The sequence below is a fragment of the Streptomyces sp. NPDC048290 genome (assembly GCF_040652095.1).
Classification (GTDB): Bacteria; Actinomycetota; Actinomycetes; order Streptomycetales; family Streptomycetaceae; genus Streptomyces.
Window position 1 is genome coordinate 41,312 of the sequence record NZ_JBEZLM010000037.1, and the last position, 26,744, is coordinate 68,055.

The window sequence follows — 26,744 nt, forward strand, 5'->3', positions numbered from 1 at the left end:
TCTCCGGGCCGTACGGCGCTCCCCGCCTGCTCACCGTGGCACCGGACCGTCCGCGCTCGCGCGTTCCGACGGCCCGGTGTCCGGTCCACCCTGAAGGAACCACTGGTGATCACCCACACCGAGGCCCCCCGCGACAGAGCCGCGCAGCCCGCTCTGGACGATGTGACGACCGCCCTCGCGCTCGCCGCCCGGGGCGGTGACGCGCTCGCCGTCGAACGGTTCGTCCGCGCCCTGCACCGCGATGTGCTGCGCTATGTCGCCCATCTGTGCGCCGATCCGCAGGCCGTCGACGATCTCGCGCAGGACACCTTTCTGCGCGCGCTCGGCAGTCTGCACCGGTTCGAGGGGCGGTCCTCGGCACGTGCCTGGCTGCTGTCCATCGCCCGGCGGGCCGTGATCGACAGCTACCGGTACGCCGCCGCCCGGCCCCGGCCGTCCGACACCGCCGACTGGCAGCTCGCCGTCGAACTCGCCCAGCCGCGCGGGCTGCCCGGCTTCGACGACGGGGTCGCGCTGCTCGACCTGGTGGCAGCGCTGCCGCCGGAGCGCCGGGAGGCGTTCGTCCTCACCCAGCTCCTCGGACTGCCGTACGCGGAGGCCGCCGAGGTCAGCGACTGCCCCGTCGGCACGGTCCGGTCCCGGGTGGCCCGCGCCCGCGCCACGCTGACGGCCCAGTTGGACCACGCGGCCTGAGGGACGGGAGGGGTGTGCCCTGTACCGGCGGGGCACCCCTCCGCCGGTACAAGGCACCGGCTTTGCCATCTCTTTACAACCCGTCCCGCTTCCGGCTCGTCTCTCCGCTCGATCCGTCGGCACCGTCCCGTCCGCGTCCCACCGGCCGCGACGGTGACGTCCGATGACGTCCGATGACGTCCGATGACGTCCGATGAAAGAGAGCGACCTGATGCGCCGTACCGTCCTCAGTGCCGTGGCACTGCTGTGCACCGCCGTCCTCGCGGGTGCCGCCCCCGCCTTCGCCACCGACCCCAGCCCGGCGACCCCCACCCCCACCCCCACCGTCTCCGTCGCGCCGAGCGACGCCGCGGAGCCGACGCCGACCGTCGCGCCCACCGACCGTGCCACGCCGGTCCCGTCGCCCACCCTCCCGGCCGACGCCCCCACCCGGGACGGCCAGGTCTCCGTGGTGCCCAGCGGCGCCCCCGACACCGGTGTGTTCGCCGTGGACGGTCCGGGCTCCGGGGCATGACCTCGGCACTGCTGTCCCGGCGCGCGTTCACCCTCGCGGCCACCGCCACCACCGCCACCCTGCTCGCCGGGTGCGGAGGCGGGGACGACGAGCCGGAGCGTGCGGCGGCGGACGGCGGCCCGGCGAAGTCCGGCGGCGGGTCCGGCCGTTCGGTCCCCGTCCGGCTGACCATCCCGGCGATCGAGGTCGACACCCCGGTCATCCGGCTCGGTCTCGCGGCCGACGGGACCATCGAGGTGCCGCCGGTCACCGAGCACGACCGGGCGGGCTGGTACGGGCACTCCCCGGTGCCGGGCGAGCTGGGCCCCTCCGTCATCCTCGGGCATGTCACGGTCGGTGAGTTCGGCGACGGCGTCTTCCGCGACCTCGGCAGGCTGCGCCGCGGTGACACCGTCAAGGCCCGGCTCGGCGACGGCACCGAGGCCGAGTTCGCCGTCACCTCCCTGCGCACGGTCCGCAAGGCCGACTTCCCGACGGACGCCGTGTACGGCGACGTGGACCGGCCCGAGCTGCGGCTCATCACCTGCGGTGGGCCCCGTACCGGCGACGACGAGTACCGGGACAACGTGATCGTCTTCGCCGCGCGCGCCGACGCCTGACGCGGACCCCGGGGGCGGGACCGGCGCCGCCGGAGGGAACGCCCGGCACCGGTCCCGCCTCTTGCTCCGCGAAGACCGGCAAGACCCAGCACGACCCGGCGCAGATCCACCCCCCACGACCTTGGAGAACGTTGAAACGGTCCCGTGAGAGCGCGGCGTCGGAGCTGTTCGCCGTCCTCTACCCGCGTCTGGCCGGCTGGTGCCGCCGTCTCGTGGACGACGACGAGACGGCGCACGAGATCGCGTCGGAGGCGTTCACCCGGCTCTGGGCCCGCTGGACCAAGGTCGAGGAGCCCCGCGGTTTCGTCTATGTCACCGCCGCGAACCTGGTCCGGGACCACTGGCGCAGACTGGAGCGGGAGCGGCGGGCGATCCGCCGGGCCGGGCACGAGGCGGCGGTCCGTCCGCACACCGAACCGGCCGACCCCTCGGTGCGGATGCTGGTGCAGTCGCTGCCGGAGCGGCTGCGGGTGCCGATCCTGCTGCACTACTACGCCGACATGCCGATCCGGGAGGTCTCCGCGCTGACCGGCCGCAAGGAAGGGACCGTCAAGGCCGATCTGCACGCGGCCCGCGAACTGCTCCGCGTCCATCTGAGGAGAAGCCTTGACCACACGCCTTGACCCGGGACCCGGATCCGGCGAGGACGACCCGCTCGCCGTGATCCTGCGTCCCGCCGCCGGGGACCGGCTCGCCGTGCCGCCCGGCCGCTACGAGGCGATCCGGCGGACCGCCGCCCGCCGCAGGCTGCTGCGGACCGCCGCCGGTGCGGGACTGGCGGGCGCGGTCGCGGTGCTGATCGCCCTGCCGGTGGTGCGCGGCTCGGTCCCCGAGGGACCCCGGCAGCAGCCGACCGTCCCCCTGGCGCCGGGGCCCACGCCCACGGGAGCGCCGGAACCGACGCCGTACCCGACGCCCTCGGCGTCCAGCCCCTCCGATCCCGTCGACCCCTCCGACCCCGGCCATGTGTCGCCGTCGTCCACCTTGCGGCCGTCGGACGACGCCGTCACCCCCGACAGCCGCAGGACCCCGCTGGGCTCGGCGCCCGTCACCGGGCGGCCGAGTCCCACGCCCACCGTTCCCATCCAGGAATAAGGGACCCTCAGGCCGGATACGCGTGGGTCTGCGCCGCCTTCACCGACGCCCACACCTCGACCCCCGGCCGCAGGTCCAGCTCCGCCGCCGCGACCGTGGTGAGGTCGGCCAGTACCGACAGTTCGCCGGTCAGCGCCGCCCGGAACTGGTCGCCGTGGGTCTCCATCCCGGCCACCGCGCAGTGCCAGAGGTTACGGGCGCTCGCGCCGGTCGGGCGGGTGCGGTGCAGGGTGACGGCGGTCGGCGGGAACGCCACGAAGACCGGGCCGGTCAGCTCCTCGGAGGTGGTGATCTCGGGACCGTCGGCGATCCGGACCGTGTGCCCCCCGGCCGTGCCCCGGTAGAGGTTGAGGCCGACCAGATGGGCGATGTAGTCGGTGCGCGGGCGGCGGGCGATGTCGGTGGGGGCGCCCTCCTGGACGATCCCGCCGTCCTCGATCACCACCAGATGGTCCGCCAGCACCATCGCGTCCAGCGGATCATGCGTGACCAGTACGGCGACCGCCTCGAAGTCGGCGAGATGGCCCCGCAACTGGGCCCGGACGTCGAGCCGGGTACGGGCGTCCAGCGCGGCCAGCGGCTCGTCCAGGAGCAGCAGCCGGGGGTGGGTGGCCAGGGCGCGGGCCAGCGCGACCCGCTGGGCCTGGCCGCCGGACAGCTTGCGGGGCTTCTTGGCGCTGTGCGCGGTGAGGTCCATCCGGGCCAGCCACTCGGCGGCCTGGGCGCGGGCCTCGGCCTTGCCGGTGCCGTGGCAGCGCGGGCCGAACGCCACATTGTCCAGCGCGCTCAGATGCGGGAACAGCAGATAGTCCTGGAAGACCACGCCGACCGGGCGGGCCTCCGGGGGCGTACGGTCCAGTTCCCGGCCGTCCAGCCGCAGATGGCCGTCGCTGAGCGGGACGAGCCCGGCGAGCGCGCGCAGGGCGGTGGTCTTCCCGGCGCCGTTCGGGCCGAGCAGCGCGACCACGTCCCCGGGCCGGGCGGTGAGGGTCACGTCCAGCCGGAAGGAGCCGCGCTCCACCACCAGCCGGGCGTCAAGTCCCGTACCGGGTGCCGTCTGTTCGCGGGGGTCGGCTTCCGTACCGGCGGTGGATCGTGCGCGGCGACCGGTTTCCGTACCGGCGGCGGGCCGTCCGTGGAGGTCGGCTTCCGTACCGGCCGTGGGCTGTGCGCGGGGGTCGGTCATGACGGGGCCATCCAGCGGTCGCGCAGTCCGGCCAGGACCGCGATGGACACGGCGAGCAGCACCAGACTGAGGGCGATGGCCGCCTCCGGGTCGCTCTGGAGGGCGAGGTAGACGGCCAGCGGCATGGTCTGCGTACGGCCCGGGAAGTTCCCGGCGAAGGTGATGGTCGCGCCGAACTCGCCGAGCGCGCGGGCCCAGGCGAGGACCGCGCCCGCCGCGACCCCGGGCGCGATCAGCGGCAGCGTCACCCGGCGGAACGCGGTGAAGCGGGACGCCCCGAGGGTCGTCGCGGCCTCCTCGTAGCGCTGGTCGGCGGCGCGCAGGGTGCCCTCCACACTGATCACCAGGAACGGCATCGCCACGAACGCCTCCGCGATCACCACGCCGGTGGTGGTGAACGGCAGGGTCACCCCGAACCAGGCGTCCAGATGGCGGCCCACCACCCCGTTGCGGCCCAGCGCCATCAGCAGGGCGACACCGCCGACCACCGGCGGCAGCACCAGCGGCAGGGTGACCAGCGCCCGGACGAAGCCCCGGCCGGGGAAGTCGACCCGGGCCAGCAGCCACGCCAGCGGCACCCCGAACAGCAGACAGATCAGGGTGGCCAGGGTCGCGCAGAGCAGCGACAGCCTGAGCGCCTGCCAGACCTCCGTACTGCTCAGCAGCTCCGGCATGCTCTGCCAGGGCGCCCGGATCAGCAGCGCGATCAGCGGGACGACCAGGAACGCCAGGGCGACCAGGGCGGGCAGCAGCAGCGCGAGGGGTACGGTCCCGGCGGCCTTGCCCCGGCGCCGGGTGCCGACGCGGCGGCGCCGCGGGCCACCGGTGACGGTGTCCGCGGCGCTCGCCTTGCCCGGGGAAGGGGAGGTCACGGCTGGAGGAACCCGGCCCCGGTCAGCACCTGCTGTCCCTCGGCGGACCGCACCAGCTCGATGAAGGCCGCGGCGGCGTCCGGGTTGGGCGCCTCGCCCAGCAGGGCGATCGGATAGTCGTTGATGGCGTCGGCGGCCTCCGGGAAGTCCACGCCCTCCACGTCGTCCCCGGCCGCCCGTACATCGGTCTGGTAGACGAGCGCCGCGTCCGCCTCGCGCAGCACCACCCGGTTCAGCGCGGCCCGCACGTCCTCCTCGTAGGAGACGGGGGTCAGCTCCAGGTCGGCGGCCTCCAGCGCGGTCGCCGCGGCGGAGCCGCAGGGCACGGCCTCGTCGCACAGCACGACCTGGAGGTCGGGGTCGGTGAGGTCGTCGAGGGAGTCGATGTTCTCCGGGTTGCCCGGCAGGGTGGCGATCTCCAGCTGGTTGCGGGCGAAGGTGGCGGGTGTGCCCTCCGCGTCCCCGGCGTCCGTGACGATCTTCATGGTGCGGGGGCTGGCCGAGGCGAACACATCGGCGGGCGCGCCCTCGGTGATGCTGGCCGCGAGGGCGTCGCTGCCCGCGAAGTTGAAGGTGACCGTGGTGCCCGGGTGGGCCTGCTCGAACTGGCGGCCGAGTTCCTCGAAGCTCTCCTGGAGCGAGGCCGCCGCGAACACGGTGACGTCGCCGGACAGCCCGGCGGAGGCGGAGCCCGAGGGGCTTGCGGAGGAGTCCGCCGCCGAGTCGGAGCCGGACGAGTCCGAGCAGGCGCTGAGCGTGAGCACGGCGGCGGCGCCGACGCCCGCCAGCCGCAGTGACCGCCGGGTCGGGTGCGCGAAACGGGTTATCACGGGGCTACTCCCTCTCGTCCTGGACGGACGCGTCCGCAGGTCTCGCGACCTGATCCTCTGTCATGCCCACCAGCCCGGAGGACCGGTGGAGCCGACCTCTCCGGCCCACCGGCCCGGCCCACCAGCTCGGCCCGCCTACGCGGCCGACCGGTCTACGGCCGCTCGACGACCACATTGGTCGACTTGATCACCGCGACCGCCGGTACGCCCGGCTCCAGCGACAGTTCCTCCGCCGACTCACGGCTGACCATCGCCACCACCCGGAACGGCCCGGCCTGTATCTCCACCTGCGCCGACACATCGCCGAGGAGCACCTCGGTGACGATGCCGGACAGCCGGTTGCGGGCCGAGGAACCGGCCGACTCCTGCTCCGAGCGCCGGGCGGCGCGCGCATAGGCCGCGAGAGACGGCCCCGGGATGATCCGATGGCCCAGCTCATCGCGTTCGGCGGTGAGTTTGCCGCCGTCCACCAGTCGCCGCACGGTGTCCACGCTGACGCCCAGCAGGGCGGCGGCGGTCCCGATCCGATAGGTGTGCATGTCCCGATGATACTGACGCACTTGCTAGGGAAAAGTCTTCTGTCGCATCGCATGAGCCAAATCACTTCTCGATATGCCTCGCATGTGCGTTTGTACGGACGGCTGGTCCGGGTACCGTCAACCGGGAGGTGGTAGCCCGTGAGTCAGTCCCTCGCAGCCACCGGTCCGGCCGCCCGTCCGCTCGCCGAACTCACGCTCACCGGCGATCTGGCCCGCCCGGCCCGGCTGACGGTGCCCGATCTGCTCGACTGGCCCCAGCACCGGGCCGAGGTCGCCTTCGAGTGCGCCACCAGCGGCGTCCAGCACCACCGCTTCACCGGCCCGCTGCTGCACCAGGTGCTCAGCGACGCCCGCCCGGCCTTCGACCCCGTCCGCCGCAAGGACCGGCTGCGCTTCCTGATCGCCGTACGCGGCGCCGACGGCCATCACGCGCTGCTCAGCTGGGCGGAGATCGACCCCGACTTCGGCCGCGCCCCGGTGCTGCTCGGCGTCACCCTCGACGGCCACGCCCTGGACCGGGTCGGACCCCAGCTCGTGCTGCCCCAGGACCGCTGCGGCGCCCGGCACATCAGCGGCATCGAGACCGTCCATGTGGACGGCGGCTACCCGAGGAGGGCCGACACCTGGTGACCCCGCCCCCGACGACACCGCCCCCGACCACCCCGACCACCCCGCCCCCGACACCCCCGAAGACCCCGCCCCCGCTGCCCGCCGCGCACTTGGCGACCCGGGCCTTCTTCACCGCCCGCGCCGCCGACTGGGAGGCCCGGTTCGCCGCCGACGGCCCCCGGTACGCGGCGGCCGTCGCCCGGATGGGACTGCGTCCCGGGCAGCGGGCGCTGGACGTGGGCTGCGGCAGCGGCCGTGCGCTGCCCGCGCTGCGCGCCGGGGTCGGGCCCGCCGGAACGGTCCTCGGCGTCGATGTCACCCCGGCGATGCTCGCCGCCACCGTCCACGAGGGCCGCCAGACGCTGGCCCGGCTGCTGCTGGCGGACGCCTGCCGGCTGCCGCTGGCGCCCGGCGCGGTGGACGGCGTCTTCAGCGCCGGGCTGGTCGACCACGTACCCGACCCGCCCGCCGCGCTGCGGGAGTGGGCCCGGGTCACCGCCCCCGGCGGGGTGCTGCTGCTGTTCCACCCCTCCGGCCGCGCCGAACGGGCCGCCCGCCACGGCCGCCCCCTGGACCCGGCGGACCCGCTGGCCCGGGACAACCTGTACCCGGCGCTGGCGGCGGCGGGCTGGCGTCCGGTCCACTACGAGGACGCCCCGCACCACTTCCTGAGCCGGGCCGTCCGCGGCGGCTGACCCGGCGCGACCCGAGGAGCCGTCGACCCGTGCTGCGTCAGCTGGAGTACCTCGTCGCGCTCGCCAGGGAACGGCACTTCGCCCGCGCGGCAGCCGCCTGCTATGTCTCCCAGCCCTCCCTGTCCGCCGCGATCCGCCGGCTCGAACACGAACTGGGCGTGCCCCTGGTCCGGCGCGGCAGCCGCCGCTACGAGGGACTCACCCCGGAGGGCGAGGTGGTGCTCGCCTGGGCGCACCGGATGCTGGCCGAGCGGCACGCCCTGCGCCAGGAGCTGTCGGCGCTGCGCGGTGGACTGACCGGCACCCTGCGGCTGGGCGTCGTACCGACCGCGCTGCCCGTGGCGTCGCTGCTCACCACCCCGTTCTGCGACCGGCATCCGAACGCCGGGGTGCGGGTGGAGTCGCTGTCGTCGGCGGAGATCCGGCACGGGCTCGCGGAGTTCGAACTCGACGCGGCGATGACCTATCTCGACGACGACGCCCTGCGCCGGGTCAGCGGTCTGCCGCTGTACGAGGAGCGGTACATGCTGCTCACCCCGGTCGGCGGCCCGCTCGGCACGCTGGACTCGGCCCGCTGGTCGCAGGCCGCCGCGCTGCCGCTGTGCCTGCTGTCCCCGAGGATGCGCAACCGGCGGATCATCGACGAGTGCTTCGCCGCCGACGGGGCCGTGGCCGCGCCCGCCATCGAGTCGGACAGCGTGGCCGGGCTCTACGCCCATCTGCCGGGCGGCCGTTGGTCGAGCGTGGTCTCGCACGCCTGGCTGCATCTGTTCGGGGTGCCGGACGGGATGCGGGTCGTACCGCTCCAGGGTCCCGCGCACGGCCCACGGGTCGGACTGGTCGTCGCCCGCAGCGAACCCCAGTCGGTGCTGGCCCGCGCGCTGCTGACGGTGGCCCGCGAGGCGGACGTACGGACCGCGCTGGACGCCATGCTGCACAGCTATCTGCGCCCCGGCGCGACCCCGTAGCCCGAGCCCGCCAGCCCGAGCCCGCCCGAGCCCCATGACCGGACCTCATAGCCGACGCCTATCCCCGCATAGCAAGGTCCGCTTTGACCTGGGCGAACGTGCCGGAGGATGGTGAAACCCACCTTCCCGCAAGGCCCTTCTGGCACAACGCCAGTCACCGCTACGGAAGTTGAGGAGCCGCGACCATGGCCAAGGTGCTCTGCGTCCTGTACGACGACCCGACCGACGGATATCCGACGACGTACGCCCGTGACGACCTCCCCGTGATCGACCGCTACCCCGGCGGCCAGACCGCCCCCACCCCCGAGGCGGTCGACTTCACCCCCGGCCAGTTGCTGGGCAGTGTCTCCGGGGAGCTGGGGCTGCGCGGCTTCCTGGAGAAGGCCGGGCACACCCTCGTCGTCACCTCCGACAAGGAGGGCCCGGACTCGGTGTTCGACCGGGAGCTGGCCGACGCGGACATCGTGATCTCCCAGCCGTTCTGGCCCGCGTACCTCACCGCCGAGCGGATCGCCGCCGCCCCGAACCTGAAGCTGGCGGTCACCGCGGGCATCGGCTCCGACCATGTCGACCTGGACGCGGCCATCGCGCACGGGGTGACGGTCGCGGAGGTGACGTACTGCAACAGCATCAGCGTCGCCGAGCATGTGGTGATGATGACGCTGTCCCTGGTGCGCAACTACCTCCCGTCCCACCAGGTGGTGCGGGACGGCGGCTGGAACATCGCCGACTGCGTGGCCCGCTCGTACGACCTGGAGGGGATGCACGTCGGGACGGTCGCCGCCGGGCGGATCGGGCTGGCGGTGCTGCGCCGCCTCGCCCCCTTCGACGTACGGCTGCACTACACCGACCGGCACCGGCTGCCTGCGGCGGTGGAGCGGGAGCTGGGGCTGACCTGGCACGAGAGCACCGCCGACATGGCCCCGCACTGCGATGTCATCACCATCAACGCGCCCCTGCACCCGGAGACCGAGGGCCTGTTCGGGGACGCGCTGCTGGGCACGATGAAGCGGGGCGCGTATCTGATCAACACCGCGCGCGGACTGATCGTGGACCGGGACGCGGTGGTGCGGGCCCTGGAGTCCGGGCAGCTCGCCGGGTACGCCGGTGATGTCTGGTATCCGCAGCCCGCCCCCGCCGACCACTCCTGGCGGACCATGCCGCACCACGGTATGACCCCGCACATCTCCGGCTCCTCGCTCTCCGCGCAGACCCGTTACGCGGCGGGCACCCGGGAGATCCTGGAGTCCTTCCTCACCGGCCGCCCGATCCGCGACGAGTATCTGATCGTGGACGGCGGCGCGCTGGCCGGGACGGGCGCGCACTCCTACTCGGTGACGAAGTAGCGGCCCGGAGAACCGCTCCGACGGGCCCGGTCAGGCCCGGTCAGGCCCGGTCAGGCCCGGTCGATGTGCACATTGGTCGACTTGACCCGGGCGGTGGCCTCCATGCCCACCTCCAGGCCCAGTTCGTCCACCGCCTCCCGGGTGAGCAGGGAGACCAGCCGGTGCGGTCCGGCCTGGATCTCCACCTGGGCGGCCACATCACCGAGCTTGATCGCGGTGACGATCCCGGGGAAGGCGTTGCGCACGGAGGTGCGGGACGTCTCCTCGTCGCCCGGGACGGGGGGTCCGGCCTTGGCCAGCTCCACCGAGAACGCGGCGAGGTCCGTGCCGTCGATGAACCGGCGTCCGGCCTCGTCGCGATGGGTGGCGACCCGGCCCGCGTCCGCCCAGCGCCGGGCGGTGTCCGGGCTGACGCCGAGCAGCCGGGCGGCCTGACCGATGGTGTAGGCGTGCATGTCGGTCACGATAGGGCAGCGGCGGGTCCGGTCCGGGACCTGACGTGGCTGGGCCAGTCGGGTGACGTTCCCTCCTGCGGGCGACAGCGACCCGGCGGACCCCCACAATTGCGGTAATTCCGGCAAATAACCCCTTTTCCCCTGTCCGGGGCGAGGGGTGATGGAGACCGTGGAGACCGCATGAGTTCGATGGACGTCCCCGCCGAACTGCCCACCGAGGAACCCCGGACACGGCAGCGGGAACGGCAACGGGACCGGGCTGGGTCGGCTGGGTCGGCTGGGTCGGCGGCCACGCCCACCCTCACCTGGGTCACGCTGGCCCTGATGACGACCGCCTCGGTGGCCAGTCTGCGCGCCGCCCCCACGATGGCCGTCTACGGACTGGCCTGCGTGTTCCTCTATCTGGTCCCGGCGATCGTGTTTCTGCTGCCGACCGCGCTGGTCTCCGCGGAACTCGCCTCGGGCTGGTCCGGCGGCGTCTACCGGTGGGTCAGCGAGGGCCTGAGCAAACCCCTCGGATTCCTCGCCGTGTGGTGCCAGTTCGCGATGACGATCTTCTACTACCCGAGCCTGCTGGCGTTCGTCGCCAGCACCATCGCGTACGTCATCGACCCGTCGCTCGCCTCCAACGGGCTCTACACCGCGATCGTCATCATGGTCCTGTACTGGACCGGCGTCTGGGTCTCCTCACGCGGCACCAAGGCGCTGGCCGGACTGTCCAGCTGGGGCCTGATCATCGGCACCCTGGTGCCCGGCACGATCCTGGTGGTGCTCGGCATGGTCTTCCTCGGCCAGGGCAACCCGTCCTCCGCCCCCATGACCTCCGACCATCTGCTGCCGCAGTGGGCCGGGCTCGCCAGCCTGGTGCTGATCGTCAACAACTTCCTGTCGTACTCCGGCATGGAGATGAACGCGGTCCATGTGTCCTCGCTCAGGAACCCGGCGAAGGAGTACCCCAAGTCGATGTTCCTGGCGATGGGCATGGTGCTGCTGATCTTCATCCTGCCCGCGCTGGCCATCAGCTGGGTCGTCCCGGCCAGCCAGCTCAGTCTCACCGCGGGCGTGATGCAGGCGTTCGACGCGTTCTTCTCCCACTTCCATGTCGGCTGGCTCACCCCGATCGCCGCGATCATGCTGGTCGCCGCCGCGCTCGGCGGGATGCTGACCTGGCTGGCCGGACCGTCCAAGGGACTGCTGGAGATCTCCCGCAGCGAGGGCTACCTCCCGCCGTTCCTCCAGCAGCTCAACAAGCACGGCATCCAGCAGAACATCCTGGTCACCCAGGGGATCGTCACCACCGTCATCGCCCTGCTGTACGCGCTGATCCCGAATGTCTCCAGCGTCTACTGGATCTTCTCCACCATCACCACCCAGGTCTATCTGATCGTCTATCTGCTGATGTTCGTGGCCGCCGTCCGGCTGCGCCGCCTTCAGCCCGACCATCCGCGCGGCTACCGCGTCCCCGCGCTCACCCTGCTGTGCACGGTCGGCTGGCTCGCCTCGATCGCCGCGCTCGTCATCGGCTTCGTCCCGCCCTCCCAGTTCGGCAGCGGCAGCGTCTGGGCGTACATCGGGATCATCGGCGGTGGGCTGATCCTCCTCGGCCTGGTCATCCCGTACACCTTCCTGAAGCTGCGCAAGCCGAGCTGGCGGACGGCCGCGGCGGCGGAACCGGCCGAAGGGGGCACGGCATGAAACGCACCCTGTTCTCCTCCCAGCACCACTGGATCTACCTCGGCGCGATCATCCTGCTGATCGCCCTGGTGATCGCCGGACTGGTCCAGTACGAGACCGTCAGGACCGGCTCCGAGTCCGCGAAGAAGGCCAACGCCCTGGCCGACGCCGCCGTCCAGGCCGGATACCCGCGCCCCGACACCGGCACCATCGAACGCACCCTCGGCACCGACGGCGGCCCGGTCTGCGACGACCCCGGCGGCGCCCTCGGCACCGCCCTGTGGAAGATCGACGTCTCCAACGGGGCCGCCTTCGTCGGCCAGCGGCCGGTGATCGGCGACATGCGGGCGCTGCGGGCCGAGGAGAAGATCCTGGAGATCTACTGCCCCGACCAACTGCACGAGATCGAGGACCGGATCGCCCAGCTGAAGACGGAGAACACGGTACGGGGGACGCCATGAGCGCCCCGGGATCGCAGGACCGGCCCGGGGGTGTCATGACCGAGCTGGAGGTGCCATGACCGACCTGGGGAAGAAGATCGCCGCGCTGATGCCCCGCGCCCAGCGCGACCTCGCCGAACTCGTCGCCATCAGGTCGGTCGCCGACCCCCGCCAGTACCCGCCGCAGGAGTGCCGCAAGGCCGCCCGCTGGGTCGCCGACGCGGTCCGCGAGGCGGGCCTCGGCGACGCCCGGCTCGCCGAGACCCCCGACGGCAGCCACGCCGTCCTCGCCCACCGCCCGCCCCCGGTCAAGGGCGCCCCCACCGTCCTCCTCTACTGCCACTACGACGTCCAGCCCCCGCTGGACGACGACGCCTGGCACAGCCCGCCCTTCACCCTCACCGAACGCGACGGCCGCTGGTACGGACGCGGGGCCGCCGACTGCAAGGGCAACATCGTGATGCATCTGACCGCCCTGCGGGCGCTCGGCGACGACCTCCCGGTCGGGGTCACCTTCGTCGCCGAGGGCTCCGAGGAGCAGGGCACCGGCGGCCTGGAGCAGTACGTCGCCCAGCACCCGGACGAGCTGCGCGCGGACGCCCTGCTGATCTGCGACACCGGCAACGCCGAGGCCGGCACCGGCACGGTGACCACCACCCTGCGCGGGATGACCAATGTGGTCGTCACCGTCGACACCCTCGCGGGCGAGATCCACTCCGGGATGTTCGGCGGCCCGGCCCCCGACGCCCTCGCCGCGCTCGTCCAGCTCCTGTCCACCCTGCGCGACCCCAAGACCGGCGCCACCACCGTCCGGGGCCTGGACGCGGACGGCACCTGGCAGGGCGCGGGCTACGACGAGGACCGCTTCCGGGCCGACGCCGGAGTCCTGGACGGCGTCCAGCTCACCGGCACCGGCACGGTCGCCGACCGGCTGTGGGCGCGCCCCGCCGTCACCGTCCTCGGCATCGACTGCCCGCCCGTCGTCGGCTCCGCCGCGGCCGTCCCGCCCACCGCCCGTGCCCGGGTCAGCCTGCGCATCCCGCCCGGCACGGACCCCGCCACCGCCCAGGACGCCCTCACCCGCCATCTCACCCGGGCCGCGCCCTGGGGCGCCCGGGTCACCGTGGCACCGGAGAGCGGCGGCGCCCCGTTCGCCGCCGCCACCGACGGCCCGGCGTACGCGGCGCTCGACCGGGCCATGCGCCAGGTCTACGGCAAGCCCATGGCCCACCTCGGCCAGGGCGGCTCCATCCCGCTGTGCAACGTCCTCGCCGGGACCTACCCGGACGCCGAGATCGTCCTGATGGGCGTGGAGGAACCGCGATGCCTGATCCACGCGCCGAACGAGAGCGTGGACCCGGCGGAGATCCAGCACATGGCGTGGGTGGAGGCGCTGTTCCTGCGGGAGTACGCGGGGCGGTGAGCGGGGGCTGACCCCTGTGACGGGAGGTGACCTCTGTGACGGGGGGTGACCTCTGTGACGGGGGGTGACCCCCGGGTGGGACAGGGGGCGACCCCCGGGCGGGCGGGATGCGCTCCACCGCCCGGGGGCCACCCCGCTCACCCGGCCGTTCAGCCACCCGCCGCCGGAGGCGTACCGCCCGCGTGACCCCCGCCGCCGCCGCTCACGCCCGCGCCGTGCCCGCTCAGCACCAGCTCCTTCGCCCGCCGGAACTCGTCGTCCGTGATGTCGCCCCGGGCGCGGATCTCCGACAGCTTGGCCAGCTCGTCCGCGCTGCTCTTGGCACCCGCGTCGGCACCGGACGCCGTCTTCTTGATGTAGTCGTCGAACTGCGCCTGCTGGGCCCTCGCCTGCTCGATCTCCCGGCGGCCCATGTTCCGGCCCCGGGCGATCACGTACACCAGCACGCCCAGGAAGGGCAGCAGGATGCAGAACGCCAGCCAGCCGGCCTTCGCCCAGCCGCTCAGCCGGTCGTCCCGGAAGATGTCCAGGACGACCCGGAAGAGCAGGATGAACCACATGATCCACAGGAAGAACAGGAGCATGGTCCAGAAGGCGCTCAGCAGCGGATAGTCGTACGCCAGATTCATGGGTGCGCTCATCTCTCTTCGCCGTCCCCCTCGGGTAGAGGGTCCGCCCGCCGGGCGCCGCGCGGGTCACCCGCCGAGGGTGATCCCGGCCCCCGCTGGTGAGCCGGGGAAACCTCTGGTGAGCTGGAAGGTACGGGGAACGGACCGGGGGAAACGGACCCGGGGAAAAGGACCGGGGGAACGGACAGACAGGAGGTCGGCCATGGCCACGGCGTACGACTTCACCGCCGCCCTCACCCCCGCCGAGCGGGCGGCGTACGGCAAGCAGGAGCGCGAGCGCGTGCCGCGCGGCTCGCACGCCCGGTTCGACCCGCCCCCGGACCGGTTCGACCCGATCGCGGTGATCGAGGCGCAGTCCGCCGAGCGCGTCCAGGAACTGGTGCCGCTGCGCTACGGCCGCATGATGGAGTCCCCGTTCCGCTTCTACCGGGGCGCGGCGGCCATCATGGCGGCCGACCTGGGCGCCCTGGAGAGCACCGCCCTGGGCGTCCAGCTCTGCGGTGACGCCCACCCGCTGAACTTCCGGCTGCTGGCCTCCCCGGAACGCCGTCTCGTCTTCGACATCAACGACTTCGACGAGACCCACCCCGGCCCCTTCGAATGGGACGTCAAACGCCTCGCCGCCGGGCTCGCCATCGCCGCCCGCGCCAACGGCTACCCGGTCAAGGAACAGCACGCCCTGGTCCAGGCGTGTGTCGCCGAGTACCGGGGCCGGATACGGGAGTTCGCCGGGATGCGCACCCTGGACATCTGGTACGCCCAGGACGACGCCGACGCCGTACGCGAACTCCTCGGCTCCTCGCTCGACGCGCGCTCCGAGCGCCGTACCGAACAGGCGGCGCGGCGGGCCCGGACCCGGACCAGTATGCGGGCGTTCGAGAAGCTGACCCGGGTCACCGGCGAGGGCCGCCGGATCGCCCCCGACCCGCCCCTGATCACCCCCCTCGAACAGCTCCTGGACGACCCGTCCGAGGAGGGCCGGGAGAAGGAGCTGCGCGGCCTGCTGGGGAGCTACGCGCGGACCCTGCCCGCCGAGCGCCGCCACCTGCTGCGCCACTACCGGCTGGTCGACATGGCCCGCAAGGTGGTCGGCGTGGGCAGCGTCGGCACCCGCTGCTGGGTCCTGCTGCTGCTCGGCCGGGACGACGACGACCCGCTGCTGCTCCAGGCCAAGGAGGCGGGCCCGTCGGTGCTCGCCGAGCACACCGCCGGCGAGGGCTACGACAACGAGGGGCACCGGGTGGTCACCGGCCAGCGGCTGATCCAGACCACCAGTGACATCTTCCTCGGCTGGACCCATGTGATCGGCCTCGACGACCGGCCCCGGGACTTCTACGTCCGCCAGCTGTGGGACTGGAAGGGCATCGCCCGCCCCGAGACCATGGACCCGCCGATGCTCACCCTGTTCGCCCGGCTGTGCGGGGCGTCCCTGGCCCGCGCCCACGCCCGCTCCGGCGACCCCGTCGCCATCGGCGCGTACCTGGGCGGCAGCGACCGCTTCGACCGGGCCCTCGCCGAGTTCGCCCAGTCCTACGCCGACCGCAACGAACAGGACTTCGCGGAGCTGGGGACGGCGGTGAAGGAGAGCCGGGTCCGCGCGGAACACCTCTGAGCGCCGGGGCTCAGGTCTCCGGCAGCTGCCGCATCTCCACCACCCGCAGCCCCAGCGACTGGAACCGGGACAGCAGCCCGTACAGATGCGCCTCGTCCACGACCGGCCCGAACAGCACGGTCTGACCGGAGATCACGACATGCCCCAGCTCCGGGAACGCGCGCGTGAGCGTGTCCGACATCAGCCCGTCGACCCGGATCTCGTAGCGCATGGGTACGATCCTGGGCCCGGGGCGGACCGCGGGGCTCACCCGGCGAAGGTGATCCGGGGCTGATCTGGAAGTGATCCGGCGGTGGTCCGGGGCTGGTCCGGAGGTGGTCCGGCGGTGGTCCGGGGCTGATTCGGAGGTGGTCCGGGGCTGATTCGGAGGTGGTCCGGGGCTGATTCGGAGGTGGTCCGGGGCTGGTCTGGAGCTGATCCGGGGCTGATCCGGAGGTGGTCCGGGGCTGATCCGGGGCTGATCCGGAGGTGGACCGGAGGTGATCCGGGGCTGATCCGAGGGTGGTCCGGAGCTGATCCGGCGGGCGGCTCGCTCACAGCAGCCCCAGCTCCCGGCCGCGCCGCACCGCGTCGTTGCGCCGGTTCACCCCCAGCTTCCGGTACACGCCCTTGAGCTGGGTCTTCACCGTGTTGACCGAGACACACAGGTCGGCGGCGATCTCCCCGGTCGACATCATCCCGGCCAGCCGCCGCAGCACCTCCCGCTCCCGCTCGCTCAGCTCCCCGACGACAGCCGGCTCCGCGCCGCCGCCCTCGCCGTCGTCGTCCGTCCCGCCCCCCTTCCCGAACGGCAGCCAGCCCGCCGCCCCCGCCTCCAGCCGCTCCGCGGCGAGCAGCGGCCCGAGCCACTCCCCGGCGTCCAGGAAGGGCCGCCGCAGCCGCTCCCGCCGCCCGTCCAACAGCGCCCGCCCGACCAGCCGCCGTACGGCCGCCGTGTCCCCGGCCAGCTCCGCGAGCCGGGCCCTGACGAGTGCGGCCCGTACGGTCACCGCGGGCCCGGCGCGGGGGTCGCCCCGGACCCGGCCGAGCAGCGCGGTGGCGTCCCCGGCCCGCCCGGCGTCGAGCAGCAGCCAGGCCGCGCCGACCGCGAGGAGCGGCGCGGGCTGGACCGCGTCGGCGAGGGTCCCGGCGGCCCCGGCCCGCCGCTCGGCCGGCGCCGCGGCCAGCGCGAGCGCCGCCCGCGCCCCGGCGATCCACGGCGAGGGCAGGACCCCCCGCCCCCAGGGCTCGCCCCCCGTCGTGACGGCGGTACGAGGATGCCCGCGGGCCAGCGCCAGCTGAGCCAGGACGAGCCCCCGCACGGCCTCCTCGAGCCCGGGACCACCGCCCCGGTGCTCGTCGAGCAGCGCCTGCGCCCGGTCCAGGTCCCCCCGTTCGACGGCCACGGCCGCCAGCACCAGCGCCGCGAGCCCGGTGCCACCGGCGTCCTGCGCCTTGCGCTCCGCCCGCTCGGGCCAGCCGTACAGATGGTCGATCAGCGCCAGCAGCTCCCGTGCCTCGGCCCGGGGCTCACCCGGGTCGGCCTCGACCTCCGCGAGCAGGGCCCGAGCCTCCTCGAACCGCCCGCCCCACACCTGGGCGCCCCCGACCCGCGCCAGCAGCAGCGCCCGCAGCTCGGGACGGCGCCGGAGCAGCGCGGCGGGCACGTCCGCACCGGCGTCGGTGAAGTCCCGCAGGGCCTGGGCACCGAGATCGGGATCTCCGGTGAGCCGGGCGCCGATCCCCCGCAGAAAGGCGGAGCAGACCCGCTCCCGTCCCGTCGGCCGCCCCTGCTCGACCCGGTCGAGCAGCGAGAACCCCAGCCCCGTGTCACCGGAGCCGAAGGCACGCGCGGCCCGCAGCAGCGACACGGGGCTCCCCTCGGACCGGGCCTCGCCCATCCCCGCGAAGATCCGCCGGTAGTCCTCGCGGTGGAGCCCGCAGAAGTACGGCCCGAGGGCGAGGTCGTCCACGACGGCCCCGGCGGCGAAGTCCCAGTCGCCCGCGGCGGCGGCGTGGCCGAGGGCCTCGTACAGCTCCCCGGAGTCCAGCAGCCAGTGCGCCGCCCGGCGGTGCAGCTCGGGTTCGAGCCCGGGGAGCCGGACCCGCAGATGGGCGCGGAGGATCTCCTGGAAGAGCGGGTGCAGCCGGAACCAGGCGTGTCCGAGCCGCTCCACGAACGCGTTCTCCCGGTGCAGCCCGACAAGCAGCGGCTCGGCGTCGGACCGCCCGGTGAGGGCGTCGGCCAGCGCGGGACAGAAGCGCCCCAGCACACTCACCCGGAGCAGCAGGTCCTGGGCGTCGGCGGGCTGCCGCCGGAGCACCTCGCCCAGCAGGAAGTCCGCGACGGCACCGCGGTCGGCCTCGAACTCCTTGAGATAGACCTCGGGGTCGTCCGCCTCCAGCGCCGCCATGGCGCACAGCCGCAGCCCGGCGGCCCATCCCCGGGTCCGTCCGACGACGGCGTGCGTGGTGGCGTCCGGCAGCCGCAGCCCGTGCGCGGCGAGCAGCAGGGCGGCCTCGTCGTCCGTGAAGGCCAGCTCGGCGCCGCGCACCTCGGTGAGCAGCCCGGCGACCCGGTACCGGTGCAGCGGCAGCAGCGGCTCGTTCCGCCCGACGAGCACCAGCCGCAGCCCGTCCCCGGCGTGCCGCAGCACGAACTCCAGCTGTGCGCCCACGTCCGCCCCGGTGACCCGCTCGAACTCGTCCACGACCACCACGACCCCGCCGCCGAGCCGGCGCAGCTCCTCGGCGAGCCGCGCGAGCAGCGCCCGCCCGCCGGGGACGGCGTCCGTGCCGACGGTGATCCCGCAGCCGCGCAGCGCCTCCAGCAGATACGCCCAGAACACCCCGGGCCGCCGGTCCCCGTCCTCGGCGGTCAGCCAGGCCACGGGCCGGTCGAGCCGGTCGGCCCAGTCGGCGACGGCGAGGGTCTTCCCGGCACCGGCGGGCCCGTTGACGATCGTCAGCGGTGTCCCGAGCCCTTGGTCCAGATGCCGGGCGATCCGCTCCCGCCGGAGATAGGAACGGGGGCGCTCGGGCAGCGTCAGCCGGGTGTGGAGAAAGGGTTCGCCGAGGGGGAGGGGGGGACCGGGGGGAAGCGGTTCGCCGAGGGGGAGGGGCGGACTGGAGGGAAGCGGCTCGTCGACGGGGAGCGGGTCATGGAGCGGGACGGGGCCCTCATCGCCGTATCCACCCCGCACATCCCCTGCACCCCATATACCCCTTGCATCCCCTTGCCCCCTTATATCCCTTACGCCCCATACATCCCGCACACCCCCAGCATCCCAGCCCTCCCGGAGCCCCGCCCGCCGTACGGCGGGACGCTCCGCGCCACCGGCCGCCGCCACCCGCGCCGGAACGGCCAAAACCGCCCCATGAAAACGCGGGCCCGTCGCCCGACGCCCACCGGAGTGGGAGAATCCACGTCCAGCGTCCCCGCCGATGGAGCTGGGGACGGAAGGGAACCGGGTGCCGTCAGCATGATCAAGTGGGTGTATCTGAGCGCCGGGGCCAGGCCCGTCCCCCACCCCCTGTCCACCCCGCTGGTGTGGGCCACCGCCTTCGCCGGCGCCCTGACCCTGGTGGCCCTGCACAACACCCTCATCGGCCCGGACCGTCCCGGTCTCGCGCTGGCCGCCCTGTCCCTGCTGGCCGCCCTGCTCGGCGTCTGCGCCCGCTTCACGGCCGCCCCCGGTACGGCCGTCCTGTGCTGGCTCTTCCTCAACGGCTTCGCGATCCCGCCCGCGGGCACCCTCACCTGGACCGCTCCCCGGGACACCCTCTGGCTGGCGTGTCTGCTGACGGCGGCCCTGGTGGGGACGATCGTGTCGCGACTGGCGTACGCGCGGGCGGCGTACCGGCGGGTGACGGCGGGAGGTCTGCGCTAGCCCTGGATCCGGTCCCCGCAGCGGCGCGGCTGCTGAGGGCGATCCCGGTGACGACGAGCAAAGCCCCCGCCGGAACGTTCCAGGAGACGGACTCGCCCAGCACCGCCGCGCCGAGCCCCACCCCCACGACCGGCGTGAGATAGGTGACGGTGGAGGCGCGGGTGGCCCCCCATGCGGTGAGCACCTGGGTGTTCCACACATAGGCCAGCCCGGTGCCGACGGCCCCCAGCACACAGACGCTGAGCACCACGTTCCAGGACAGGTCCACGGGCGCGGTCGCGAGGAAGGGCGCGGTCAGCAGGGCGATGAGCGCACCGGCCCCGACCTGCGCGGTGGCCACGGCCAGCGCGGACAGCCCGTACGGGGCGACGAACCGCCGCAGATACACGAAGGCCAGTCCGTAGCACAGCGTGGCCAGCAGACACGCGCCCTGCGCCGCGAGGCTCCCGCCCACCCCGGCGCTCCAGGGCGCGAGCAGGACGACGACGCCGGTGAACCCCAGCGCCAGCCCCGTCAGCCTGCTGCGGCTGGGCCGTTCCTGTGGCAGCGCCAGCAGCGCGACCAGCATGGTCATCAGGGGCGTGGTGGCGTTGTAGACACTGGCCAGCCCCGACGGCACATGCAGCTCCGCCCAGGCGAACAGCGAGAACGGCGCCACGCACAGCAGGACCGCCACGACCGTCAGATGCCCCCACACCACCGCCCGCCGGGGCAGCGGCTGCCGGGCGATGGCCGTGAGACCCAGCAGTGTCACGGCCCCCGTCACGAGGCGGCCCAGCACGATCTGGCCCGGCGACAGCCCCTGAAGGCCGACCTTGATGAGCAGAAAGCTCGACCCCCACGCCAGCGCCAGCAGCACGAACCGCACGAGCACCCCGCGCGGGCCGCCCGTCAGGGACGGGACCATGGACGCCACCTCCGTGAGTTCGCGGGCACGGCCGGACGGGACGGAGTGCGTGCACCGGGTGACCGCGAGCGCCAGCCTGGCGCGGGGACCCCACGCCAGGCTGGCGGGATTCGGACGTGCAGGTGCCGCCCCGGGGACGCGCGGGCCTCCGGCGGACGGTGCGAGGCGTCAGGTGCTGGGCTGGGTGCGGTACCGCGCGCCGAGCAGGACCATCGTCACGGACAGCAGGAGCAGAGCCCCCTCGACCGCCAGGCTCACCAGCCCGAGGGTCTCGGTCCAGTTGCCCCGGTCGGTGCCGTAGTAGGGCAGCCCCGGTCCTCGGGACAGCAGATAGCCGAGCAGCGGCCCGGCGGCCACCGCGACCGCGAGGAGCCAGCCGGGCCGGCTGAGGCCGAGCACCAGCAGCAGGGCGGCGAGGACGGCGGCGATCTCCAGTACGTGGTAGGCGACTCCGATGTAGTACGGGTCCCGGGTCACGGTGAAGCCGCCCTGGTCCACGACGTGGATCGCCGCCACGGCCAGGCACAGCAGGGCGCCTGCCCATCGGACCGGCCAGGTCGGTCGCGTCACCGGGCGGGCGTGGTTCGGCATCCGGAGTCATCTCCACTGATCAGACGGGACGGTCGGCCGCCGGGAGCACATCGTGGTCGGCACGGAAGGTGATCTCGGCGTCGGCCAGCGCCAGCGGACCGAGCGACGACCGGAAGTGGTGCCCGCAGAGGAAAAGATCGACGTCACGGTCACCGGCCACCGGCAGAACGGCTCGGGCGACGGGCGGCGCCGAGCAGCAGCAGGACCGCTCCGGCCAGACGACCGGGTCCGGCCCGGCGTCGCCGCTCGCGGGCGGGGCGGCCGTCGGGTCGTCGCGCTGCGGCGGCGCCTCGGCCGGGTGGGCGGTGGAGTCGGGCGGTACGGCCAGCACGGGACAGGCGGCGTCGGTCGCGCAGCGGCGCCAGACGGGGCGGTGCAGCCAGCGCCAGGGGCACAGCCGCAGCAGCCGGTGCACGGGCGGCTTGCCCACGACGAGGAGGTCGTCGTCGCGCCAGGCCGTGGCCACCAGCACCTCGGCCGGTGAACCCACCGAAGCGACCAGACAGACCCGCAGGTCGGACGGTATGCCGCCGATCGCCCGGCCGAAGGCGTCCCGGATCGCGTCGAGTGCCCGCTCCCCCTGCTCCCGCTCCGCGGCCTGGCGGGCCCGCACCGCACCCGGCCCGCTGAACCCGGCGGACCCGGGCAGCAGCCACGACTCACCCGGCACGGTCGGTACGGGGTCGAGCGGCAGCGCGTAGGCGTGTACGGCGAGCAGATCCCGGCCGGTCCTCCTGGCCTGGTCCACGGCGACCCGCAGGGCACCGCACCCGGCCCAGGAGTCGTCCACCCCGACGACGACCCGCCCCTTCGACGACGTGCTCACGGCGGTCACCGCCCTCCGCAGTGGGGATCACCCTCCGCATCTCCATCATCTCCCCGGGGCGGAGATGTGGCCACGGGCGGCGAGCGCGTCAGGACTCCCCGGCCGACGGAGCCGCCCCCTCACGGGCGCCGACCGGAGGGGCGACGGCCGCGTCGAGTCGACGGAAGGTTTTCCACCGGGGCGCGGTTCATGGAGGGCGGGGGCGGGTTCGCCCCCGCCACAGAAGCCACACGCCACAACCCCCGTATCCCACCTGTAGCGAAAAGGCGGAACCCTATGCGCGCAGCCCGATTCCACCAGTACGGCGGAGCGGAGGGCCTGGTGATCGAGCAGGCCCCCGACCCCCACCCCGGACCCGCGGAGATCCGTATCCGCACCACGGCGGCCAGTGTCAATCCCATCGACTGGAAGCTGCGCGCCGGTGCCCTGCGGCAGCTCATCCCCGTGGAGCTGCCCGCCATTCCCGGCCGTGACGCCGTCGGTGTGGTGGACGAGATCGGCGCCGGGGTGCGAGGGGTGAGCATCGGCGACCGGGTCTTCGGCCTGGGCGGCATCACCGGCGCGACCGCGGAACTCCTCGTCCTCTCGGCCTGGGCCCACGCCCCCGACACCTGGACCGACGAGCAGGCCGCGGGCGCCGCACTCGCGTCCGTGACCGCGATGCGCGGCCTGGCCGCGCTCGGCCCCCTCTCGGGCCGCACCCTGCTGATCGAGGGCGCCGCCGGAGGTGTGGGCAGCGCGGCGGTCGAGATCGCCGTGGCGCAGGGCGCCACCGTGATCGGCACGGCCAGTGAACGCAACCACGCGTTCCTCACCTCGCTCGGCGCCCTCCCCACCACCTACGGCCCCGGCCTCGCCCAGCGCCTCACCGCTCTCGCCCCGCACGGCATCGACATCACCCTCGACACGGCGGCCTCCGGAAGCCTGGACGACCTGGTGGCCCTCACCGGCGACCCGACACGCGTCGCGACGATCGCCGACCAGGCGCGTGGCCAGCGCCTGGGCACCCACGTGGTCCACGCCGAGAACGACTCCGCCCTGCTGACCACGGCGGCGGAATTGGGCCGCAAGGGCAGTTACACCCCCCACATCGAAGCGACCTACCCCCTGGAGCGGATCGCCGACGCCCACACACGGGCCGAACACGGACGCACCCGCGGAAAGCTCGTGATCCACATCTGAAGCGAGCCGCGCCCCGGACACGCGTGTCCGCCCCGGGATACGTGCCTCCGCCCCGGGTGCGCGCCTCCCCCCGGGATACGTGCCTCCGCCCCGGGTGCGCGTCTCCGCCCCGGGTACGCGCCTCCCCCCCCGGGGTGCGCGTCTCCGCCCCGGGTATGCGCCTTCGCCCCGGGGTACGCGTCTCCGCCCCGGACACGCGCCTCCCCCCGGACACGCGACTTCGCCCCGGAGCCACGCCCCCCCGCCGGACGCGGCGACCCGCGATGATGGGCGCTCCGCGTCCGCCGAGGCGGAGCAAGAACGAGCCGGGGAGTGCGAGCGCCAGTGCCAGTGCCGCAGCACCAGCAGCGTCAGATCACCGACGAGCAGTTCCACGACGCGACGCTGATCTGGGACTACCACCTGATGGGCCATGAGCCACGCCCCTGCTCGGCGGCGATCGGCCTCGGCAGCCACGACCTGGGCGTGGCGATCACCGCCGCCCACCTCCACCGCGCCGGTCTCTTCCCGGTCGTGGTCTTCAGCGGCGGCAACAGCCCCACCACGCGCGCCCGTTTCCCGCGCGGCGAGGCCGTCCACTACCGCGAACACGCACTGCGCCTGGGCACCCCCGACGAGGCGATCCTGGTCGAGCCGAGGGCGGCCAACACCGGCCAGAACATCACCTTCGCTCGCGAGACGCTGACCGAGGCGGGCGTCGAGGTCGAGTCGCTGCTGCTGATCTCCAAGCCGTACATGGAGCGCCGCGCGTACGCGACCTGCCGCAAGCTGTGGCCCGAGGCGGAGATCGTCTGCGCGTCGGAGCCGCTGGGACTGCCCGACTACCTCACATCCATCGGCGACGAGAAGCTCGTCATCGACATGCTCGTCGGCGACCTGCACCGCGTGATCGAGTACCCGAAACGCGGCTTCGCCGTCGAGCAGCACGTACCGGCCGATGTCCGCACCGCCTACGAACGCCTCCTCGCCGCGGGCTTCGACAGCCGTGTCGTCGGGGTCCGGTGACACCCCGGCTGAGGGCTACTCGCACCTGCCGGGGAGCGGTCCGCTAGAGAACGAGGAAGAGCGCCAGCGGCCCGGCGGGCAGCAGGAAACGTCCGGTGCGGGCGGCGTTCAGCGCGATCTCCATCGGCCACCACATCAGCTTGAAGTCCACCTCGCCGGCCGTGAGCTGCTGCGGCCCGACGGTGAGACCGCTCGCCTCGAACAGATGGACCCGCGCCGCCGAACCAAGCGTGATGGCGTACGCCCCTAGCTCCCGCCAGGAGGTGGCCGTGACCCCGGCCTCCTCCCGCAGCTCCCGACGGGCGCAGTCCAGCGGGGACTCGCCCCGCTCGAACCGGCCGCCGGGGAGGAAGAGGTACTCGCCGCCGTGGGCCGGGAAGTCGGCGCTGAGCAGCGCCACCAGGCCGTCTGCGTCGCGGGCCACCACCACGGAGGCGTCGCGCATCGCCGTATCGCTCACGGCGGCCGAGCCTAGCGGTCAGCCGTGGACCCAGGCGGCGAACGGCACGTTGAAGACGCTGGGGTGGGCGATCCCGCGCCCGTGATATCCGTCGTCGCCGTAGGCGTCCCCGCCGGATGACTGCGTCAGTGTCGATGGGGTTGAGCATCGCTCGTCTCCAGGTGGGTGACGATCACGTTGGCGAGTTCGGCGGGGCCGGCGTCGTCGGTGTCGATCCATACGGCGGTGGCGAAGTTGGCCAGCAGTAGCGGCAGCCGGTCCGCTGTCTTCATCTGTACCGGTGCGATGACCGGTTCTGTGTCTCGATCCGGCAAACGCGTCTGGACTCCTACATTCACGGAGAAGCGTGCTGCGGGTGATCTCGTGAAGGAGTTGGACGGGAAGCTGAACGCGCTGCGGGACATCGAGCGCGAGGAGGCCGAGACAGCCCGCGTGTCCGCCCAGACCTACCCGACTGGCGTCCGCCCGCCCGCCTACGACCAGGTCGCGAGCGTCGGCACGGAGGCGCGCACCTCTCAGCCCCCGGAAGAGGGGCGGGACGCGCGCGGGATCAGCGGACCGTCGTTCCTACGGGACCTGTACGACTACCAGATCAAACGCGACCCTTCGGCGGGTGCGCGCCTGGAGCGCCACGGGCGGGAAGTCGAGACCCTCGATCCGGGGTTCGCACAGGGGATGTCCGGCACGGGCGCGGTGAGCGGGTTCGTGCCCCCGCAGTACCTCACCGACCTGTTCGCCGACTTCGCGCGCGCTGGCCGACCGCCGGCCAACCTGTGCACGCCCGTCCCGTTCCCGAGACAGGCATGGAAGTGGACATCCCGCGCGTCACCACAGCCACCACCACCGCCGTCCAGGCGTCTGAGGGGGGCACGACCGGGAACACCGACCTTGACGACACCCTGTTGCCCGCCCCGGTGCGCACGATCGCCGGATACACCGACGTATCACGTCAGGCGATCGAGTGGGGCACCCTCGTCCAGGCCCTGGTCTTCGGGGACCTTGCAGCCGACTACAACAGCAGGCTCGACGTCCAGCTCATCAACGGGTCCGGTGCGTCCGGCCAGCACAAGGGCGGGCTGAACGTGGCGGGCATCAACGCCATCACGTACACCGACGCGTCCTCGACCATTCCGGAACTGTGGCCGAAGCTGGCCGACGCCGCTGGGAGGGTGATGGGCCAGCGGTTCACCGGGCCCACCGCGTTCGCGATGCGGTCCGATCTGTGGGCGTGGATTCTCGCCGAGAAGGACACCGTGGGCCGCCCCCTGGGGGAACCCGGCACCGTGGCGGTGAACCCCATCGCGGTTGCTTCCACCCGCTCGGCGGACCACACCGTGACAGCGGTGGGATCACTGTTCGGTGTCCCCGTCCGAACCGGCCTGATCGTCCCCGCCCTCTGACCACACGAGGGCGCCACCCCCGCGCGTCCGGCCAGCACACCCGGACACAGCCACGGTCCCCACAGCGGAAGGGGCGGTGCGGGGGCCGTGGACCCCTGCCGTGCCGTCCAGGCGAGGGGTGGGTGCGACGCCCGGACGGCCGTCCACGGGCCGCTCACGGGCCCGGACACCGACCGCGTCCACCTGCCCGGACGGCTCCCCCAGAACACCATCGCCGCTACCGCTCGGGGGTACGGCCGTACGACCCGTACCTTCGATCTAGCCGGGGCGCAACGCCCTGCCCTTAGGGGCGCGGGGAACTGCGCGCTCAGCCCCCACCCACCCG

The 26,744-nt window shown here is 73.6% G+C and carries 28 protein-coding genes and 2 pseudogenes; 17 read left to right on the forward strand and 13 right to left on the reverse strand.

The genetic code is table 11. The features are described 5' to 3' along the window. Positions 1-108: 108 nt before the first annotated feature. From AB0D49_RS38715 to AB0D49_RS38735, 5 genes and pseudogenes are all read left to right on the forward strand, one after another. Positions 109-693 (forward strand): sigma-70 family RNA polymerase sigma factor, encoded by a 585-nt coding sequence (locus tag AB0D49_RS38715; protein ID WP_362767933.1) that lies wholly within the window; start codon positions 109-111, stop codon positions 691-693. Positions 694-904: 211 nt separating this feature from the next. Further along, positions 905-1,174 (forward strand): annotated as a pseudogene (locus AB0D49_RS38720) (sortase-dependent protein); the annotation flags it as partial. A gap of 29 nt (positions 1,175-1,203) precedes the next feature. Next, on the forward strand, positions 1,204-1,806 hold the full coding sequence (locus AB0D49_RS38725; protein WP_362767861.1) for a class F sortase: 603 nt from the start codon (positions 1,204-1,206) through the stop codon (positions 1,804-1,806). 131 nt (positions 1,807-1,937) lie between these two features. Continuing rightward, the gene (locus tag AB0D49_RS38730; RefSeq protein WP_362767864.1) at positions 1,938-2,429 is read left to right on the forward strand and encodes an RNA polymerase sigma factor; all 492 of its coding nucleotides are present in this window, start codon (positions 1,938-1,940) and stop codon (positions 2,427-2,429) included. Beyond that, complete coding sequence (locus tag AB0D49_RS38735; RefSeq protein WP_362767867.1) at positions 2,413-2,901, forward strand: hypothetical protein; 489 nt, start codon at positions 2,413-2,415, stop codon at positions 2,899-2,901. The genes AB0D49_RS38730 and AB0D49_RS38735 overlap by 17 nt, the downstream gene beginning before the upstream one ends. A 7-nt stretch (positions 2,902-2,908) precedes the next feature. Here AB0D49_RS38735 and AB0D49_RS38740 read toward each other — a convergent pair whose 3' ends face one another. The 4 genes from AB0D49_RS38740 to AB0D49_RS38755 form a co-directional block, all read right to left on the reverse strand. Continuing rightward, on the reverse strand, positions 2,909-4,087 hold the full coding sequence (locus tag AB0D49_RS38740) for an ABC transporter ATP-binding protein (protein WP_362767869.1): 1,179 nt from the start codon (positions 4,085-4,087) through the stop codon (positions 2,909-2,911). Next, entirely contained in the window at positions 4,084-4,959 is an 876-nt protein-coding gene (modB, locus tag AB0D49_RS38745; RefSeq protein WP_362767872.1) for a molybdate ABC transporter permease subunit, read from the reverse strand. Before modB ends, AB0D49_RS38740 begins: the two co-directional genes overlap by 4 nt. Continuing rightward, positions 4,956-5,786 carry a molybdate ABC transporter substrate-binding protein gene (modA, locus tag AB0D49_RS38750; protein WP_362767936.1) on the reverse strand — a complete coding sequence of 277 codons (831 nt, stop codon included), beginning with the start codon at positions 5,784-5,786 and terminating at the stop codon, positions 4,956-4,958. The genes modB and modA overlap by 4 nt, the downstream gene beginning before the upstream one ends. A 155-nt stretch (positions 5,787-5,941) precedes the next feature. Then, positions 5,942-6,328 (reverse strand): TOBE domain-containing protein, encoded by a 387-nt coding sequence (locus AB0D49_RS38755; protein ID WP_362767875.1) that lies wholly within the window; start codon positions 6,326-6,328, stop codon positions 5,942-5,944. Between the two features lie 138 nt (positions 6,329-6,466). Here AB0D49_RS38755 and AB0D49_RS38760 point away from each other — a divergent pair, with 138 nt between their 5' ends. The 4 genes from AB0D49_RS38760 (at position 6,467) to AB0D49_RS38775 (ending at position 9,946) form a co-directional block, all read left to right on the forward strand. Further along, positions 6,467-6,958, forward strand: coding sequence for a molybdopterin-dependent oxidoreductase (locus AB0D49_RS38760; RefSeq protein ID WP_362767878.1), 492 nt, complete (start codon positions 6,467-6,469; stop codon positions 6,956-6,958). A gap of 74 nt (positions 6,959-7,032) precedes the next feature. Next, a complete protein-coding gene (locus AB0D49_RS38765) occupies positions 7,033-7,632 on the forward strand; it encodes a class I SAM-dependent methyltransferase (RefSeq protein WP_362767939.1) in 600 nt (199 codons plus the stop codon). Positions 7,633-7,661: 29 nt separating this feature from the next. After that, complete coding sequence (locus tag AB0D49_RS38770; RefSeq protein ID WP_362767881.1) at positions 7,662-8,600, forward strand: LysR family transcriptional regulator; 939 nt, start codon at positions 7,662-7,664, stop codon at positions 8,598-8,600. Positions 8,601-8,785: 185 nt separating this feature from the next. Then, positions 8,786-9,946 (forward strand): NAD-dependent formate dehydrogenase, encoded by a 1,161-nt coding sequence (locus tag AB0D49_RS38775; protein ID WP_362767884.1) that lies wholly within the window; start codon positions 8,786-8,788, stop codon positions 9,944-9,946. A gap of 50 nt (positions 9,947-9,996) precedes the next feature. Here the strand turns inward: AB0D49_RS38775 and AB0D49_RS38780 are convergent, their stop codons facing one another. Next, positions 9,997-10,401 (reverse strand): helix-turn-helix transcriptional regulator, encoded by a 405-nt coding sequence (locus tag AB0D49_RS38780; RefSeq protein WP_362767887.1) that lies wholly within the window; start codon positions 10,399-10,401, stop codon positions 9,997-9,999. A 180-nt stretch (positions 10,402-10,581) separates the two neighbouring features. Between AB0D49_RS38780 and AB0D49_RS38785 the strand changes: the two genes are divergently transcribed. From AB0D49_RS38785 to AB0D49_RS38795, 3 genes are read left to right on the forward strand one after another with little or no spacing between them, the layout of a single operon-like run. Then, a complete protein-coding gene (locus tag AB0D49_RS38785) occupies positions 10,582-12,096 on the forward strand; it encodes an APC family permease (RefSeq protein ID WP_362767890.1) in 1,515 nt (504 codons plus the stop codon). Beyond that, a complete protein-coding gene (locus tag AB0D49_RS38790) occupies positions 12,093-12,536 on the forward strand; it encodes a hypothetical protein (protein ID WP_362767893.1) in 444 nt (147 codons plus the stop codon). Before AB0D49_RS38785 ends, AB0D49_RS38790 begins: the two co-directional genes overlap by 4 nt. Before the next feature lie 55 nt (positions 12,537-12,591). Continuing rightward, a complete protein-coding gene (locus AB0D49_RS38795) occupies positions 12,592-13,938 on the forward strand; it encodes a dipeptidase (RefSeq protein WP_362767896.1) in 1,347 nt (448 codons plus the stop codon). A 149-nt stretch (positions 13,939-14,087) separates the two neighbouring features. Here the strand turns inward: AB0D49_RS38795 and AB0D49_RS38800 are convergent, their stop codons facing one another. Beyond that, a complete protein-coding gene (locus AB0D49_RS38800) occupies positions 14,088-14,579 on the reverse strand; it encodes an SHOCT domain-containing protein (protein WP_362767899.1) in 492 nt (163 codons plus the stop codon). Between the two features lie 190 nt (positions 14,580-14,769). Between AB0D49_RS38800 and AB0D49_RS38805 the strand changes: the two genes are divergently transcribed. Continuing rightward, a complete protein-coding gene (locus AB0D49_RS38805; RefSeq protein WP_362767902.1) occupies positions 14,770-16,179 on the forward strand; it encodes a DUF2252 domain-containing protein in 1,410 nt (469 codons plus the stop codon). 10 nt (positions 16,180-16,189) lie between these two features. Here the strand turns inward: AB0D49_RS38805 and AB0D49_RS38810 are convergent, their stop codons facing one another. Together AB0D49_RS38810 and AB0D49_RS38815 are read right to left on the reverse strand one after the other, a co-directional pair. Next, positions 16,190-16,390, reverse strand: a complete 201-nt coding sequence (locus tag AB0D49_RS38810; protein ID WP_362767905.1) for a hypothetical protein — start codon at positions 16,388-16,390, stop codon at positions 16,190-16,192. Between the two features lie 322 nt (positions 16,391-16,712). Further along, a complete protein-coding gene (locus AB0D49_RS38815; protein ID WP_362767907.1) occupies positions 16,713-19,361 on the reverse strand; it encodes a LuxR C-terminal-related transcriptional regulator in 2,649 nt (882 codons plus the stop codon). 279 nt (positions 19,362-19,640) lie between these two features. On the opposite strand from AB0D49_RS38815, the gene AB0D49_RS38820 reads away from it, so the two are divergent. Continuing rightward, entirely contained in the window at positions 19,641-20,048 is a 408-nt protein-coding gene (locus tag AB0D49_RS38820) for a hypothetical protein (protein ID WP_362767910.1), read from the forward strand. Positions 20,049-20,088: 40 nt separating this feature from the next. Here the strand turns inward: AB0D49_RS38820 and AB0D49_RS38825 are convergent. The 3 genes and pseudogenes from AB0D49_RS38825 to AB0D49_RS38835 form a co-directional block, all read right to left on the reverse strand. Then, a pseudogene (locus AB0D49_RS38825) lies at positions 20,089-20,955 on the reverse strand (DMT family transporter); the annotation flags it as partial. A gap of 168 nt (positions 20,956-21,123) precedes the next feature. Further along, positions 21,124-21,546 (reverse strand): hypothetical protein, encoded by a 423-nt coding sequence (locus AB0D49_RS38830; protein ID WP_362767912.1) that lies wholly within the window; start codon positions 21,544-21,546, stop codon positions 21,124-21,126. 19 nt (positions 21,547-21,565) lie between these two features. Continuing rightward, on the reverse strand, positions 21,566-22,372 hold the full coding sequence (locus tag AB0D49_RS38835; RefSeq protein WP_362767914.1) for a universal stress protein: 807 nt from the start codon (positions 22,370-22,372) through the stop codon (positions 21,566-21,568). A gap of 276 nt (positions 22,373-22,648) precedes the next feature. On the opposite strand from AB0D49_RS38835, the gene AB0D49_RS38840 reads away from it, so the two are divergent. Together AB0D49_RS38840 and AB0D49_RS38845 are read left to right on the forward strand one after the other, a co-directional pair. Next, positions 22,649-23,554, forward strand: a complete 906-nt coding sequence (locus tag AB0D49_RS38840; RefSeq protein WP_362767917.1) for an NADP-dependent oxidoreductase — start codon at positions 22,649-22,651, stop codon at positions 23,552-23,554. Positions 23,555-23,884: 330 nt separating this feature from the next. After that, complete coding sequence (locus AB0D49_RS38845) at positions 23,885-24,559, forward strand: YdcF family protein (protein ID WP_362767942.1); 675 nt, start codon at positions 23,885-23,887, stop codon at positions 24,557-24,559. A gap of 43 nt (positions 24,560-24,602) precedes the next feature. On the opposite strand, the gene AB0D49_RS38850 is transcribed toward AB0D49_RS38845, so the two are convergent. Together AB0D49_RS38850 and AB0D49_RS38855 are read right to left on the reverse strand one after the other, a co-directional pair. Then, positions 24,603-25,004: an NUDIX hydrolase gene (locus tag AB0D49_RS38850; RefSeq protein WP_362767945.1), complete on the reverse strand. Its 402-nt coding sequence runs from the start codon at positions 25,002-25,004 to the stop codon at positions 24,603-24,605. A gap of 140 nt (positions 25,005-25,144) precedes the next feature. Continuing rightward, positions 25,145-25,291, reverse strand: coding sequence for a hypothetical protein (locus AB0D49_RS38855; protein WP_362767920.1), 147 nt, complete (start codon positions 25,289-25,291; stop codon positions 25,145-25,147). Between the two features lie 501 nt (positions 25,292-25,792). On the opposite strand from AB0D49_RS38855, the gene AB0D49_RS38860 reads away from it, so the two are divergent. Then, entirely contained in the window at positions 25,793-26,419 is a 627-nt protein-coding gene (locus AB0D49_RS38860) for a phage major capsid protein (RefSeq protein WP_362767923.1), read from the forward strand. Positions 26,420-26,744: the final 325 nt, after the last annotated feature.

Bases quoted from the DNA above. Each gene is read 5' to 3' on its own strand.
- AB0D49_RS38725 (WP_362767861.1), top strand. From the start codon at position 1,204: ATGACCTCGGCACTGCTGTCCCGGCGCGCGTTCACCCTCGCGGCCACC.
- AB0D49_RS38740 (WP_362767869.1), bottom strand. From the start codon at position 4,087: ATGACCGACCCCCGCGCACAGCCCACGGCCGGTACGGAAGCCGACCTC.
- AB0D49_RS38755 (WP_362767875.1), bottom strand. From the start codon at position 6,328: ATGCACACCTATCGGATCGGGACCGCCGCCGCCCTGCTGGGCGTCAGC.
- AB0D49_RS38775 (WP_362767884.1), top strand. From the start codon at position 8,786: ATGGCCAAGGTGCTCTGCGTCCTGTACGACGACCCGACCGACGGATAT.
- AB0D49_RS38780 (WP_362767887.1), bottom strand. From the start codon at position 10,401: ATGCACGCCTACACCATCGGTCAGGCCGCCCGGCTGCTCGGCGTCAGC.
- AB0D49_RS38785 (WP_362767890.1), top strand. From the start codon at position 10,582: ATGAGTTCGATGGACGTCCCCGCCGAACTGCCCACCGAGGAACCCCGG.
- AB0D49_RS38790 (WP_362767893.1), top strand. From the start codon at position 12,093: ATGAAACGCACCCTGTTCTCCTCCCAGCACCACTGGATCTACCTCGGC.
- AB0D49_RS38795 (WP_362767896.1), top strand. From the start codon at position 12,592: ATGACCGACCTGGGGAAGAAGATCGCCGCGCTGATGCCCCGCGCCCAG.
- AB0D49_RS38800 (WP_362767899.1), bottom strand. From the start codon at position 14,579: ATGAGCGCACCCATGAATCTGGCGTACGACTATCCGCTGCTGAGCGCC.
- AB0D49_RS38805 (WP_362767902.1), top strand. From the start codon at position 14,770: ATGGCCACGGCGTACGACTTCACCGCCGCCCTCACCCCCGCCGAGCGG.
- AB0D49_RS38810 (WP_362767905.1), bottom strand. From the start codon at position 16,390: ATGCGCTACGAGATCCGGGTCGACGGGCTGATGTCGGACACGCTCACG.
- AB0D49_RS38820 (WP_362767910.1), top strand. From the start codon at position 19,641: ATGATCAAGTGGGTGTATCTGAGCGCCGGGGCCAGGCCCGTCCCCCAC.
- AB0D49_RS38830 (WP_362767912.1), bottom strand. From the start codon at position 21,546: ATGCCGAACCACGCCCGCCCGGTGACGCGACCGACCTGGCCGGTCCGA.
- AB0D49_RS38840 (WP_362767917.1), top strand. From the start codon at position 22,649: ATGCGCGCAGCCCGATTCCACCAGTACGGCGGAGCGGAGGGCCTGGTG.
- AB0D49_RS38850 (WP_362767945.1), bottom strand. From the start codon at position 25,004: ATGCGCGACGCCTCCGTGGTGGTGGCCCGCGACGCAGACGGCCTGGTG.
- AB0D49_RS38855 (WP_362767920.1), bottom strand. From the start codon at position 25,291: ATGAAGACAGCGGACCGGCTGCCGCTACTGCTGGCCAACTTCGCCACC.